This is a genomic window from Cupriavidus ulmosensis (assembly GCF_977008105.1).
In genome coordinates this window covers 1,549,859-1,562,626 of sequence record NZ_CDRMWP010000002.1, presented here as the reverse complement: position 1 = coordinate 1,562,626, position 12,768 = coordinate 1,549,859, and the positions used below count along the sequence as shown (strand labels likewise).

Genomic DNA, 12,768 nt, shown 5'->3' with positions numbered 1-12,768 from the left:
TTTGCTCGTCCGCTCGTCCACTCGTCCACTTGTTCGCTTCAGACATCGCTCCACGCCCAAAGCCAGAAAAGGAGGTCCCCATGTCTCGCCCCACGCAAGTCCTCGCCGGCGCCCTCGCCGCCACCGCCGTGCTGTGCGCCGGCCTCGCGGCGGCCCAGCCGCTCGCGCCCGTCGGCGGCTTTCCGGCCCAGCCGCTGCGCATCGTCTCGCCGTTCCCGGCCGGCGGCGGCAACGATGCCGTCACGCGCATCGTCGCCACCCACCTGGGCGAGGTGCTGGGGCAGACCGCCGTGACCGACAACCGCGGCGGCGCCGGCGGCAATATCGGCACGCGTTTCGTGGCCGAGTCCAAGCCGGACGGCTATACCCTGCTGACCTCGCAGGTCTCCGTGATGGCGGTCAACCCCTCGCTCTACAGCGCGCCCGGCTTCGACCCGGTGAAGCAGTTCGCGCCGGTCACGCAGATCAACGCCGCGCCCCTGGCCATCGTGGTGGCCGCCAACGCGCCGTGGCAGAGCTTTGCCGAACTGGCGGCGCAGGCCAGGGCCCAGCCGCACAAGATCACCTTCGCCACGCCCGGCAACGGCACGCTCTCGCACCTGGTCGGCGTGGTGCTGGACAAGGACAGCGGCGTCGCCCTGGAGCACGTGCCCTACAAAGGCGCAGGCCCGGCCATCAATGACCTGCTGGGCCACCAGGTGGACGTGCTGATCACCTCCACCTCGTCGGTGGCGGGCTTCATCCAGGGCGGGCGCATGCGCGCGCTGGCCGTCACCAGCCCGCGCCGGCTGGGCGTGTTCGCCAAGGTGCCGACGCTGGAAGAGCTCGGCTACCGCAATGCCCGCTTCGAGGACTGGTACGGCGTGTTCGTGCCGGCCGGCACCTCGCCCGAGCGCATCGCCCTGCTCAACCGCGCCATCGTGCAGGTGCTGCAGATGCCGGAGGTGGTCAAGCTCATCAACGACGGCGGCAGCGACGTGGTGGCCAGCAAGCCCGATGCGTTCGCGGCCCAGCTCAAGGGCGACATCGCGCGCTGGTCGCAGATCGTCAAGCTGTCCGGCGCGCACGTGGACTGAGGCCCGACGATGACACACCGCCCCCTGACCCGCCTCGTCCACGGCGGCCGCGCCACCGCCGTGGACGGCGGCCGGCCCGTCAATCCGCCGCTGGTGCGCGCCAGCACGGTGCTGTTCGATTCCACCGCGCAGATGCGCGAGATGCGCGGCCGGCGCGGCAGCGAGCGCCTGTTTACCTACGGCGCGCGCGGCACCCCGACCGCCTTCGCGCTCGAAGACATGGTCACGGAACTCGAGGGCGGCTACCGCACGCGCCTGTTTCCGACCGGCCTGTCCGCCGCGGCCATGACCCTGCTGGCCTGCCTGCGCCCGGGCCAACACGTGCTGCTGCCCGACTGCGTCTACGAGCCGGTACGCAGGCTGGCCACGGGTTTTCTCGCCCAGCATGGCATCGCGGCTAGTTTCTACGCCGGCGACGGGCACGACCTGCAAGCCCGGCTGCGGCCCGAGACGCGGCTGGTCTACGTGGAAACGCCCGGCTCGCTGGCCTACGAGATGTGCGACCTGCCCGCCATCGCCGGCATCGCCCACCGCCACGGCGCGCTGGTCGCCGCCGACAACACCTGGGGCTCGGGCCTGCTCTACCGCCCGCTGGCGCTCGGCGCCGACATCTCGCTGATGGCCGCCACCAAATACCTGTCCGGCCATTCCGACGTGATGATGGGCACGGTCTGCGCCACCGAGGCCGCCTGGCCCGCGCTGGCCGGCGTGGCCGACGCCTTCGGCATCGCCGTCAGCCCGGACGACGCCTACCTGGTCCAGCGCGGCATGCGCACGCTCGGCGCGCGCATGGCCCAGCACGAGCGCGGCGCGCTCGCGGTGGCGCGCTGGCTGCAGGCGCGCTCCGAGGTGGCCGAGGTGTTCTGCCCCGCCCTGCCCGGCGACCCGGGCCACGCGCTGTGGCGGCGCGACTGCCACGGCACCAACGGGCTGCTGTCGTTCGCGCTGCGCGAGGCCGCGCCGGGCGCCGCCGGGCACTTCATCGACAACCTCGCGCTGTTCGGCATCGGCGCCTCGTGGGGCGGCTTCGAAAGCCTGGCGGTGCTCGCCGACATGCGCGGCGCGCGCAGCGTGACCGACTGGTCGGCGCGCGGACAGGTGGTGCGGCTGCATATCGGGCTGGAAGACAGCGACGACCTGATCGCGGACCTCGCGCGGGGCTTCGAGGCGATGGCGCGGATGGCCGCATACGGCATCGACCGCGACCGCGACGGCGGCGGCGGCGGCGAACAGCACCGATGACACGCGCCGCCCATGTGCTAGCATTGCATGCAACGCAAGCACGGGAGCCGGCATGGCAACGCTGACAATCCGCAATATCGACGAGGCGCTCAAGGCGCGCCTGCGCCTCGAAGCCGCCCAGCACGGGCGCTCGATGGAAGAAGAGGTGCGCGCCATCCTGCGGCAGGCGCTGAGCAAGCCGTCTCGCACGGAGGGGCTGGGCAGCCGGATCCGGACGCATTTCGCGCACCTGTCCGACCCGGGCGTGCCGCTGCCTCCCCGCGACGAGCCGCCGCGCGCGGCGGACCTGCCGGAATGATCGTCCTCGACACCAACGTGCTGTCGGAGCTCATGCGCGCGGCGCCGGACGCGGCGGTCGTCGCGTGGCTGGACCGCGCTTCCGAGCAGGCCTTCGCGGTGACGGCCGTCACCGTCGCCGAATTGCTCACCGGCATCGCCCTGCTCGCGGATGGCCGGCGCAAGGCCGGGCTCTACGCGGCGGCGACCGGCATGCTCGACGCGGAATTCACCGGCGCCGTGCTGCCGTTCGACGCCGAGGCCGCGGGCTGCCATGCGGAGATCGTCGCCATGCGCACCCGGGCCGGCCGCCCGATCAGCATGGCCGACGCGCAGATCGCGGCGATCTGCCTGCGGCACGGCGCCGTGCTCGCCACCCGCAACGGCAAGGACTTCGGCGGCATCGGCCTGACCGTGGTCAACCCGTGGCACGACTGAGCGGGACCTGCCTGCCCACCTGCATCCGCCCATGACCGACCACGCCGACGCCGTCTTCACGCCCCACGACCAGCAGCGCTTCTACGACCTCGTGGCGGCGCGCCGCGACATGCGCCATTTCATCGCCGGCGCGACCGTGGACGAAGCCGTGCTGCTGCGCCTGCTGCGGGCCGCGCACGCGGCGCCTTCGGTCGGCCTGATGCAGCCCTGGCGCTTCATTCGCATCGCCGATCCGGCCGTGCGGGAGGACATCGCCGCGCTGGTCGAGGCCGAGCGGCAGCGGACCGCGCTGGCGCTGGGCGAGCGCGATGCCGAGTTCCTGCGGCTGAAGGTGGAAGGCGTGCGCGAATGCGCGGAGCTGCTGGTGGTGGCGCTGGCGCCGGACGACGGCACGGTGTTCGGCCGGCGCACCATGCCGCGCGAGATGGCGCTGTGCTCGGCGGCCTGCGCGATCCAGAACCTGTGGCTGGCCGCGCGCGCGGAAAACCTCGGCATGGGCTGGGTCTCGATGTTCGCGCCCGAGGCGCTGGCCGCGCGGCTGCGCATGCCGCCGGGCGCGCAGCCCATCGCCATCCTGTGCCTGGGGCCGGTGCGCGCGTTCTATCCGGCGCCGATGCTGGAAATCGAGAACTGGCGCCACGGCCGGCCGCTGGCGGCGTTCGTGGCCACGGACGGCTGGGACGCGCCGGCGTCCTGAGCCGCGCCTCAAGGCGCCACGGAGGGCTCGCGCTTCATGGTGCGCAGCACGAAGGTGGAATGGCTGTGCCGCAGGCCGGGCAGCTTGTACAGCTTGTGGCGCAGGAACTGCTCGTAGCCTTCGGTGCCGGCGACCGCCACCTTGATGAGGTAGTCGTACTCGCCGGTCAGCAGGTAGGCCTCCATCACCTCGGGCAATTCGGCCAGCGCCTCGCCGAAACGGTCGAGCATGTCGTCGTCGTGCCGGTCGAGCGTGACCTCGATCAGCACGGTGTCGGGCAGGCCGAGCGCCTTCTGGTTCAGCAAGGCCGCATAGCCCTCGATCACCCCGCTGTCTTCCAGCGCGCGCACGCGGTTCCAGCACGGCGTGGGCGACAGGCCGACCTGCTCCGCGAGCTTGAGGTTGGAGAGCCGGCCGTCGCGCCGCAGCGCGCGCAGGATGCGGCGGTCGGTTTCGTCGAGTTTGGGAGAGCTTGCCATGACTTTGCGTGACCGAAAGAAGGATTCACCCATGATCCTATCATTCACGGATAATCCATCTCCATATTCGTGGGAATGGCAGGGAATAAAGAAGCCCATTCCGCACCGCCGCTGGTAAATTTGTCGCATGAATCCGACGCCGCTTTCCAGCCCCGCCATGCTCCCCATGCCCACCCTGAATCTTGCGCTGCGCCTCGACCGCGGCGATGTCTTCGGCGCCATCGAATGGACGCTCGCCAATGCCCGCCGCACCGGCCTGACCCTGGCCGGCATGGATTTCGATGCCGCCGCGCCGTGGGCGCTGACGCTGTCGGTCGCCGCCGCGGACGCGGACCTGCTGGACCTGTTCGTCAGGCGGCTCGGGAACGGCGTGGACGTGCTGGAAGTGCGCGAGGTCGCCGCGGCTACGCCCGCCCCCGCGCTTGCCGCCGCCGCGCCGGCTCGGTATCCTCAGGCCGCCAACAGGCTGCCCTCGGGAACGTCTCATGCCGCTTCGTCTTCCACCCCTCTCGGCGCTGCGCTTCTTTGAAGCCGCCGGCAGGCACCAGAGCTTCAAGCTCGCCGCCGCCGAGCTGAACGTGACGCCGAGCGCGGTCAGCCACGGCATCACCGGCCTGGAACAGGCGCTCGGCGTGGCGCTGTTCGTGCGCGAGCCGCGCGGGCTGGCGCTGACCCCGGCCGGGGCGGATTACCTGGCCTACATCTCCGAGGCCTTCGCGCTGATCGCCACCGGCACGCAGCGCCTGCCGGACCGCCGCGCCGGGCGCACCATCGCCGTGAGCTGCGCGCCGACGCTGGCGTCGCGCTGGCTGCTGCCGCGCCTGCACGATTTCCGCCGCCGCTGGCCGGACGTCAACGTGACCGTGGATACCTCGCGGCGGCTGGTGGGATTCCCCGCCGACGGCTTCGACTTCGCCATCCGCATGAGCCGCGCGCCGGTGCCCGGCACGGCGTGGGACCGCCTGTTCGGCGAGCAGTTGCTGCCGGTATGCAGCCCGGCCTGCCGCGCCGGCACGCTCGACGCGCAAGGCCATTTCGATCCGCGCCTGGCCACGCTGATCCATGTGGACACCGCCGGCGAGGACTGGCCCGCATGGCTGGCCGCCACCGGCATGCCGGACGCGGCGCCGGCCGGCAACCTGCGCTTCGACACCATCCAGCTCGCGCTGGAAGCCGCCGCCGCGGGCCTGGGCGTGGCGCTGGGACGGCGGCCGCTGGTGGACCGCGAACTGGCCGCCGGCACGCTGGTCACGCTCGGCGCGCCGCCGCTGGCCGCGCGCACGGCCTACTGGCTGGTCAGCGCCGAGGGCGCCGCCGAGACCCGGGGCCGGCCCGATCTCGCCGGCTTCCGGCAATGGCTGCTGGCCGAGGCGCGGGCCTGCGCGGAGCCCGTCGCGCAACCGGCGGCACCGGCGCCGGCCCTGCGCTGAGCGCGGGCACAGGTGAGCCCGCCTCACGCGCAGCCGAATTCTTTTCCTTTGTCGCGCGTGCCGCCCGCTGCCAGTATTGGCGCAGGAGGAACACCACCATGCCGACGGCGCCAGCCCAAGACCACCACGACCCGCGCAGGGGTTCCCTGCGCAACCCCGCGCTGCCGGTAGTGATCGCGGCCGCGCTGATCCTCAGCGCGGCGATGGGCGTGCGGCAGACCTTCGGGCTGTTCCTCGGCCCCTTGTCGTTCGACCGCGGCATGCCGGTCACGCTGATCGCGTTCGCCATCGCGCTGCATAACCTCGTATGGGGCCTGGCCCAGCCGTTCGCCGGCGCCGCGGCCGACCGCCACGGCTGCGCGCCGGTGGTGGCGTTCGGCGGCGCGGCCTTCGCGGCGGGCCTCGGGCTGGCGGCGGTGGCGCCGTCGGGCGCCATGCTGGTCATCGGCATGGGCGTGCTGGTCGGCATCGGCATCAGTTGCACCAGCTTCGGCGTGGTGCTGAGCGCGGTGGGCCGCGTGGCCACGCCCGCGCAGCGCAGCATGGCGATGGGCATCGCCAGCGCGGGCGGCTCGCTCGGGCAGGTGCTGGTGGTGCCGCTGGCGCAGTCGGTGCGCGCGGGCGCGGGCGTCGGCGCCTCGCTGTTCGTGCTCGCCGCGGTGATGCTGCTGGCCGCGCCGCTCGGCCTCATGCTCGAAAAGCGCCACGCCGGCGGCGCGCCCGCGCGGCAGGCGCCGGCGGAGCCGCTGCGCCCGGTGCTGGCGCTGGCAAGCCGCCACCGCGGCTACCGGCTGCTCACGCTCGGTTTCTTCACCTGCGGCTTCCAGCTGGCGTTCATCGGCACCCACTTGCCGGGCTACCTGACGCTGTGCCACCTGCCCGCCGGGCTGGGCGCGACCGCGCTGGCGCTGATCGGGCTGTTCAACATGGCGGGAAGCTGGGCCTGCGGCTGGCTGGGCGGGCGCTTCCGCCAGCAATACGTGCTGGGCTGGCTCTACCTCGTGCGCGGCGTGGCCATCGCCGCCTTCCTGCTGCTGCCCAAGAGCGCCACCTCGGTGATGGTGTTCGCGGCCGTGATGGGCCTGACGTGGCTCGGCACGGTGCCGCTCACCAGCGGGCTGGTGGCCAAGGTGTTCGGCACGCGCCATCTCGGCACGCTGTTCGGCGTGGTCTTCCTCAGCCACCAGATAGGCTCCTTCCTCGGCGCTTGGCTGGGCGGCTTCATGTTCGACCTGACCGGCTCCTACTCGCTCGTGTGGGCCGCCACGGCGCTGGCCGGGCTGGTGGCGGCGCTGCTGCATTTCCCGATCGACGACAGCGTGGCCGGCACGCCCGCGCCGCCGCCCGCGCCGCGCGGCGCGGCTCCGCGCTCCGCCTGACCCGCCACCGGGACGCTACCGGTTGTCCGGCAGCAGTTCGATGCCGTCCAGTTCGGCGGCGCAGGTGTCGCGCACGATGGAAACGAAGTCGCGCACGTAGGGCCGCTGCGCCAGCGCCGCCGGCGTGGTCGCGTACAACTCGCTCCACAGCCCCCGCGCGCCGATGCGCTTGGCCAGCACGTAGTCGTGGTCGACGTAGTTCTTCACGCCCCAGTTCGGCAGCGCGGCCACGCCGCGGCGGCTGGCCACCAGTTGCAGTACCGCCACCGTGAGTTCGGCCGTGCGCCGCTGCAGCTTGATGCCGGCCGGCTCCAGCACCTCGCGGATCAGATCGATGCGCTGCTCGGGCACCGGGTAGGTGATGAGGGTCTCGCCGGCGAGGTCCTGCGCCTCGATGCGGCGCTTGTTGCGCAGCCGGTGCTCGTTGGCGATCACCGCCAGGATCTCGAAGCGGAACAGCGGCGCCACCGCCAGCCCGCGCTTGGCCGGCGGCAGCGAGCCGATCACCATGTCGGTCCGGCCTTCGGCCAGCAGCGCCAGCGGGTCGGCGTGGAAGCCCGCCACCAGGTCCACCTCCACTTCCGGCCAGCGGCGGCGGAACTCGTCCATGACCGGCATCAGCCAGTCGAAGCAGGTATGGCATTCGAGCACGATGCGCAGCTCGCCGCGCGTGTCGCCCTTGAGCCGCGCGAGGTCGCGCTCGGCCGTGCTGATGGCGGCCAGCGTCTCGCGCGCCAGCGCCAGCAGGCGCTCGCCGGCGGGCGTGAAGCGCAGCCCCTGGCGGGTGCGGTCGAACAGCGGCAGGCCGTAGTGCGACTCGATGCCCTTGATCTGGTGCGACAGCGCCGACTGGCTCACGTGCACGCGCTCGGCCGCGGTGGCGAGCTTGCCCGATTCGGCGATCGCCACGAGGGAACGCAGGTGCCTGACTTCGATCATGACTGGCCGCTCCGCCTGATATGAAACCTGATATGAAACTGATTCATACGTTGATTAAATCTTATCGCTTGATTCATTCTACGCCGGATCCGACACTGGGCGCCATCGTCACACACCACATACGGAGTACCAGATGGCACGGACACATATCGCGGGCTTTCCCCGCATCGGCGCCCAGCGCGAACTGAAATTCGCCCAGGAAGCCTTCTGGCGCGGCGAGACCGCCGAATCCGACCTGCGCGAAGTGGCCGCCGGCCTGCGCCGGCAGCACTGGCAGGCCCAGGCCGAGGCGGGCCTGGACAGCGTGGCGGTGGGCGACTTCGCCTACTACGACCAGGTGCTCGGCACGAGCGCGCTGCTCGGCGCCCTGCCCGCGCGCTTCGGCTTCGACGCGAAGCAACTGAGCCTGGCGCAGTATTTCGAGCTGGCGCGCGGCAACAAGGCGCAGCCCGCGCTGGAAATGACCAAGTGGTTCGATACCAACTACCACTACCTGGTGCCCGAGCTTGGACCCGACACGCGCTTCGACGGCGGCGTGGACTGGTTCTTCGACGAGGTGGACGAGGCGCTGGCGCTGGGCCTGTCCGCCAAGCCGGTGCTGATCGGGCCGGTCACTTACCTGTGGCTGTCCAAGAGCCACGTCGAGGGCTTCGACCGCCTGAGCCTGCTGCCGGCGCTGGCGGCCGCCTACGCCCGCATCCTGGCGCGCCTGCGCGAGCGCGGCATCGAGTGGGTGCAGATCGACGAGCCGGCGCTGTGCCTGGACCTGGAGCCGGCCTGGCTCGACGCCTATGACAGCGCCTACGCGGCGCTGGCCGGCAGCGGCGTCAAGCTGCTGCTGGCCACCTACTTCGACACCGCCGCCGACCACGCCGCGCGCGCCGCCGCGCTGCCGGTGCAGGGCTTCCACGTCGACCTGGTGCGCGCGCCGCAGCAGCTCGACGCATGGCGCCGCGTGCTGCCGGCCGGCGCGGTGCTCTCGGCCGGCGTGATCGACGGCCGCAACATCTGGCGCGCCGACCTGCGCCGCGCGCTGGCCGTGCTGGCGCCGCTGCGGGCCGAGCTGGGCGAGCGCCTGTGGGTGGCGCCGTCCTGCTCGCTGCTGCACGTGCCGGTGTCGCTCGCGGCCGAGCACAAGCTCGATGCCGAGATCAAGAGCTGGCTGGCCTTCGCCACCGAGAAGCTCGCCGAGGTGAACGTGCTGGCGCGCGCGCTCGACGAAGGCGAAGCCGCCGTCGCCGCGCAGCTTGCCGCCAACGACGCCGCGCTGGCCTCGCGCCGCAACTCGCGCCGCGTGGTCAACCAGCAGGTGCAGGCGCGCATGGCCGCCATCACCGCCGACATGGCCGAGCGCGACAGCGCGTTCGACGTGCGCATCGCCCGCCAGCGCGACGCGCTGCAACTGCCGGCGCTGCCCACCACCACCATCGGCTCGTTCCCGCAGACCGCGGCGATCCGCCAGACGCGCGCAGCCTACAAGCGCGGCGACATCGGCGCGCTGGAATACCTGCAGCGCATCCGCGCCGAGATCGAGACCGCCGTGCGCAAGCAGGAAGCGCTGGGCCTGGACGTGCTGGTGCACGGCGAGGCCGAGCGCAACGACATGGTGGAATATTTCGGCGAGCAGTTGTGCGGCTATGCGTTCACCGCCAACGGCTGGGTGCAGAGCTACGGCTCGCGCTGCGTCAAGCCGCCGGTGATCTACGGCGACGTGTACCGCCCCGAGCCGATGACGGTGGAGACCACGCGCTACGCGCAGTCGCTCACCGAGCGGCCGATGAAGGGCATGCTCACGGGCCCGGTGACGATGCTGCAATGGTCGTTCGTGCGCGACGACCAGCCCCGCTCGGCCACCGCGCTGCAACTCGCGCTGGCGATCCGCGACGAGGTGAGCGACCTCGAGCAGGCCGGCATCCGCGTGATCCAGATCGACGAGCCCGCGCTGCGCGAGGGCCTGCCGCTGCGCAAGGGCGACTGGGCCGCCTATCTCGCCTGGGCCGTGCATGCCTTCAAGATCTCGGCCGCCTCGGTGGCGGACCAGACGCAGATCCACACCCATATGTGCTATGCGGAGTTCAACGACATCCTGCCGGCCATCGCCGCGCTCGACGCGGACGTGATCACCATCGAGACCTCGCGCTCGGCGATGGAGCTGCTCGAAGGCTTCGGCGAGTTCGACTATCCCAACGAGATCGGGCCGGGCGTGTACGACATCCACTCGCCGCGCGTGCCCAGCGTGGAGGCCATCACGCATCTGCTCGAGCGCGCCTGCGAGGTGATTCCGCCGCAGCGGCTGTGGGTCAACCCGGACTGCGGCCTCAAGACGCGCGCATGGCCGGAGACCGAGGCCGCGCTGGCCAACATGGTGGCGGCCGCGCGCGCGCTGCGCGAGCGCGTCGGCAACGACGGCGCCGCGCGCTGGCAGCGTGCCGGCGCCGCGGGCCAGGCGGCGCATCACGCCACGCAAGCCTGCGACTGCGCCGGCCACGCGCGCTGAACCGGCGCGCCGGCCCGCCGCGCGGGCGGGCTGGCGCCGCCGTTTGCCCGCCGGCTTTCTTCCCTTGCGTCGCTGTGTCACATAGCGTGCGGCAAGCCTTGTTTCGTATCGTACGCGGCTTGTCCAGCACGATACGAGGCGCGTGTCCCACGCAGGACCGCCGCCACAAGGGAAGAAGATGAAACGAAGCAGATACTGGAGGCGGCGCGCCGCCGCGCTGCCCGCCGCGGCATTCACCACGGCCGCGCTGGCGCAGGCCGGCGCCGATGTCACGGTGACGCTGCCGGCCGCCACCGTGACCGCCCGCGCCGAAGGCTCGCTCACGGTGCCCGCCGTGAGCCAGCAGAAGGAAACGCTGTTCGGCACCGCCGGCTCGGTCGGCTTCGTCGACGCCGCCGCGTATGGCGACAGCTACGCCAGCAACCTGCGCGACGTGCTCAAGGACGCGCCGGGCGTGTACGTGCAGGAGCGCTACGGGCAGGAGCTGCGCCTGTCGGTGCGCGGCTCGGGCATCGCGCGCGGCTATCACGTGCGCGGGCTGGAAATCCTGCAGGACGGCGTGCCCACCAACTTCGCCGACGGCAGCGGCGACTACTACCAGATCGACCCGCTCGCGCTGAGCGCGGCCGAAGTCTACAAAGGCGGCAACGGGCTGGCCTACGGCAGCACCACGCTCGGCGGCGCGCTCAACTTCACCACGCCCACGGCGTTTACCGCCGAGGCGCGCAACGAGGTGCGCGTGGACGGCGGCAGCTTCGGCACGGCGCGCGCCAGCGGCCAGGTCTCGCGCCAGATCGGCGCGTTCGATTTCCTGGCCAGCCTGAGCGTCAACCACGCGGACGGCTTCCGCGCCCACGAGCGCGGCCAGTACGAGCAGTTCAACGCCAACTTCGGCTACCGCTTCAGCCCCGCGGTGGAGACACGCTTCTATCTCGGCGCCTACGTCGTCGACCAGCAGCTGCCGGGCTCGCTCTCGCTCGGCGACGCGCTCGGCAGCCCGCGCAAGGCTTCCGCCAGCGCGCTCTCGGGCGACCAGGCGCGCGACACGCGCACCGAGCGCGTGGCCAACGTCACCACGGTGAAGCTCGACAGCGGCCAGCTCGACTTCAGCACCTGGGTCATCCACAAGAGCCTGTACCACCCGATCTTCCAGGTCGTCGACCAGGACTACTGGACCTACGGCTTCGCGCCGCGCTACACCGGCACCCACACCATCGGCGGCCTGCGCAACCAGGTCATCGCCGGCGCGCGCTTCTTCGGCGGCAACAACGATGCGCGCCAGTTCGTCAACAACGCCGGCAACCGCGGCGCGCAGACCCTCAACGCGGCGCAGGACGCCTACAACTACGAGGCCTATCTCGAAGACCGCCTGTGGGTCACGCCCACGTTCGCGCTGATGGCCGGCGCCAAGGCCTACCGCAGCGTGCGCGACTACCACGACTACGGCGGCCTGCCCGCCAACCCGGCGGCCAGGTCGGACCGCGCCACCTTCAGTGGCGTCAATCCCAAGTTCGGCGTGCTGTGGGAACCCGCGCGCGACGTGCAGGCTTTCGCCGACATCACGCGCAGCACCGACGTGCCGGACTTCACCGACCTGAGCCAGACCATCGCCGCGACCACGCGCTTCGTGCCGCTGGCCGCGCAGCATGGCTGGACGATGGAGATCGGCACGCGCGGCAAGCGCGAGCGCTTTGCCTGGGACGTGACGGCCTACCGCTCGCTGGTGCGCGACCAGCTGCTGCAATACACCACCAACCCGGACGTGCCCGCCTCCACCTTCAACGCCGGGCGCACCACGCTGCAGGGTGTGGAGCTGGGCGTGTCCGGCGACGTGCTGCGCAATGTGTTCGGCGCCGGCGACGCGCTCACGCTGTCGCAACTGTGGAACTACAGCGATTTCCGCTTCGACAACGATGCGCAGTACGGCAACAACCGCATCGCGGGCGTGCCCGAGCACGTGCTGCGCACCACCGTCGCGTACAGCCGCGCGGGCGGACTGCGCGTGGCCGGCACCATCGACTGGGTGCCGGGCGGCGCCTACGTGGACTATGCGAATACCTTGCGCACGCCGGGCTACGCGCTGTTCGGCCTGCAGGCCAGCTACGCGTTCCGGGGCGGGGTGACGGTCTTCCTGGATGCCAGGAACCTGGGGAACAAGCGCTACGTGAGCGACTTCAGCACCGTGACGGACGCGCGCACGGCGAACACCGCGGTGTTCTATCCCGGCACGGGGCGCGCGTTCTATGCCGGGGTGAGGTACCGCTTCTGAGAGACCGCGGCCGGAGCGGCGAGACCCGCCGCCCCGGCGCGTCCGG

General features: G+C 71.7%; 12 protein-coding genes. 10 read left to right on the top strand and 2 right to left on the bottom strand.

All coding sequences use genetic code 11. The annotated features are described in order from the left end of the window. Positions 1 to 80 precede the first annotated feature (80 nt). The 5 genes from ACWTPI_RS26640 to bluB are packed head-to-tail and all read left to right on the top strand — an operon-like array spanning position 81 to position 3,729. A complete protein-coding gene (locus ACWTPI_RS26640) occupies positions 81 to 1,076 on the top strand; it encodes a Bug family tripartite tricarboxylate transporter substrate binding protein (RefSeq protein ID WP_454733220.1) in 996 nt (331 codons plus the stop codon). Positions 1,077 to 1,085: 9 nt separating this feature from the next. Beyond that, positions 1,086 to 2,318 carry a cystathionine beta-lyase gene (gene metC, locus ACWTPI_RS26635; RefSeq protein WP_454733219.1) on the top strand — a complete coding sequence of 411 codons (1,233 nt, stop codon included), beginning with the start codon at positions 1,086 to 1,088 and terminating at the stop codon, positions 2,316 to 2,318. 52 nt (positions 2,319 to 2,370) lie between these two features. Beyond that, positions 2,371 to 2,616 (top strand): FitA-like ribbon-helix-helix domain-containing protein, encoded by a 246-nt coding sequence (locus ACWTPI_RS26630; RefSeq protein ID WP_454733218.1) that lies wholly within the window; start codon positions 2,371 to 2,373, stop codon positions 2,614 to 2,616. Continuing rightward, a complete protein-coding gene (locus ACWTPI_RS26625) occupies positions 2,613 to 3,032 on the top strand; it encodes a type II toxin-antitoxin system VapC family toxin (RefSeq protein ID WP_059411739.1) in 420 nt (139 codons plus the stop codon). Before ACWTPI_RS26630 ends, ACWTPI_RS26625 begins: the two co-directional genes overlap by 4 nt. A gap of 31 nt (positions 3,033 to 3,063) precedes the next feature. Then, complete coding sequence (bluB, locus tag ACWTPI_RS26620) at positions 3,064 to 3,729, top strand: 5,6-dimethylbenzimidazole synthase (RefSeq protein WP_454733217.1); 666 nt, start codon at positions 3,064 to 3,066, stop codon at positions 3,727 to 3,729. Positions 3,730 to 3,737: 8 nt separating this feature from the next. Here the strand turns inward: bluB and ACWTPI_RS26615 are convergent, their stop codons facing one another. Further along, positions 3,738 to 4,208: an Lrp/AsnC family transcriptional regulator gene (locus ACWTPI_RS26615; protein WP_020203375.1), complete on the bottom strand. Its 471-nt coding sequence runs from the start codon at positions 4,206 to 4,208 to the stop codon at positions 3,738 to 3,740. Between the two features lie 127 nt (positions 4,209 to 4,335). Here ACWTPI_RS26615 and ACWTPI_RS26610 point away from each other — a divergent pair, with 127 nt between their 5' ends. The 3 genes from ACWTPI_RS26610 to ACWTPI_RS26600 all read left to right on the top strand — a co-directional run bounded on the left by ACWTPI_RS26610 (position 4,336) and on the right by ACWTPI_RS26600 (position 7,017). Then, complete coding sequence (locus ACWTPI_RS26610; protein WP_454733216.1) at positions 4,336 to 4,737, top strand: hypothetical protein; 402 nt, start codon at positions 4,336 to 4,338, stop codon at positions 4,735 to 4,737. Beyond that, the gene (locus ACWTPI_RS26605) at positions 4,694 to 5,638 is read left to right on the top strand and encodes a LysR substrate-binding domain-containing protein (RefSeq protein WP_059411741.1); all 945 of its coding nucleotides are present in this window, start codon (positions 4,694 to 4,696) and stop codon (positions 5,636 to 5,638) included. Before ACWTPI_RS26610 ends, ACWTPI_RS26605 begins: the two co-directional genes overlap by 44 nt. 98 nt (positions 5,639 to 5,736) lie before the next feature. Next, entirely contained in the window at positions 5,737 to 7,017 is a 1,281-nt protein-coding gene (locus ACWTPI_RS26600; RefSeq protein ID WP_454733215.1) for an MFS transporter, read from the top strand. 15 nt (positions 7,018 to 7,032) lie between these two features. Here the strand turns inward: ACWTPI_RS26600 and ACWTPI_RS26595 are convergent, their stop codons facing one another. Then, entirely contained in the window at positions 7,033 to 7,956 is a 924-nt protein-coding gene (locus tag ACWTPI_RS26595) for a LysR family transcriptional regulator (RefSeq protein ID WP_454733214.1), read from the bottom strand. A 133-nt stretch (positions 7,957 to 8,089) separates the two neighbouring features. On the opposite strand from ACWTPI_RS26595, the gene metE reads away from it, so the two are divergent. After that, positions 8,090 to 10,453, top strand: coding sequence for a 5-methyltetrahydropteroyltriglutamate--homocysteine S-methyltransferase (gene metE, locus ACWTPI_RS26590; protein WP_059411743.1), 2,364 nt, complete (start codon positions 8,090 to 8,092; stop codon positions 10,451 to 10,453). A gap of 178 nt (positions 10,454 to 10,631) precedes the next feature. Further along, positions 10,632 to 12,722 carry a TonB-dependent receptor family protein gene (locus ACWTPI_RS26585; protein WP_454733213.1) on the top strand — a complete coding sequence of 697 codons (2,091 nt, stop codon included), beginning with the start codon at positions 10,632 to 10,634 and terminating at the stop codon, positions 12,720 to 12,722. Positions 12,723 to 12,768: the final 46 nt, after the last annotated feature.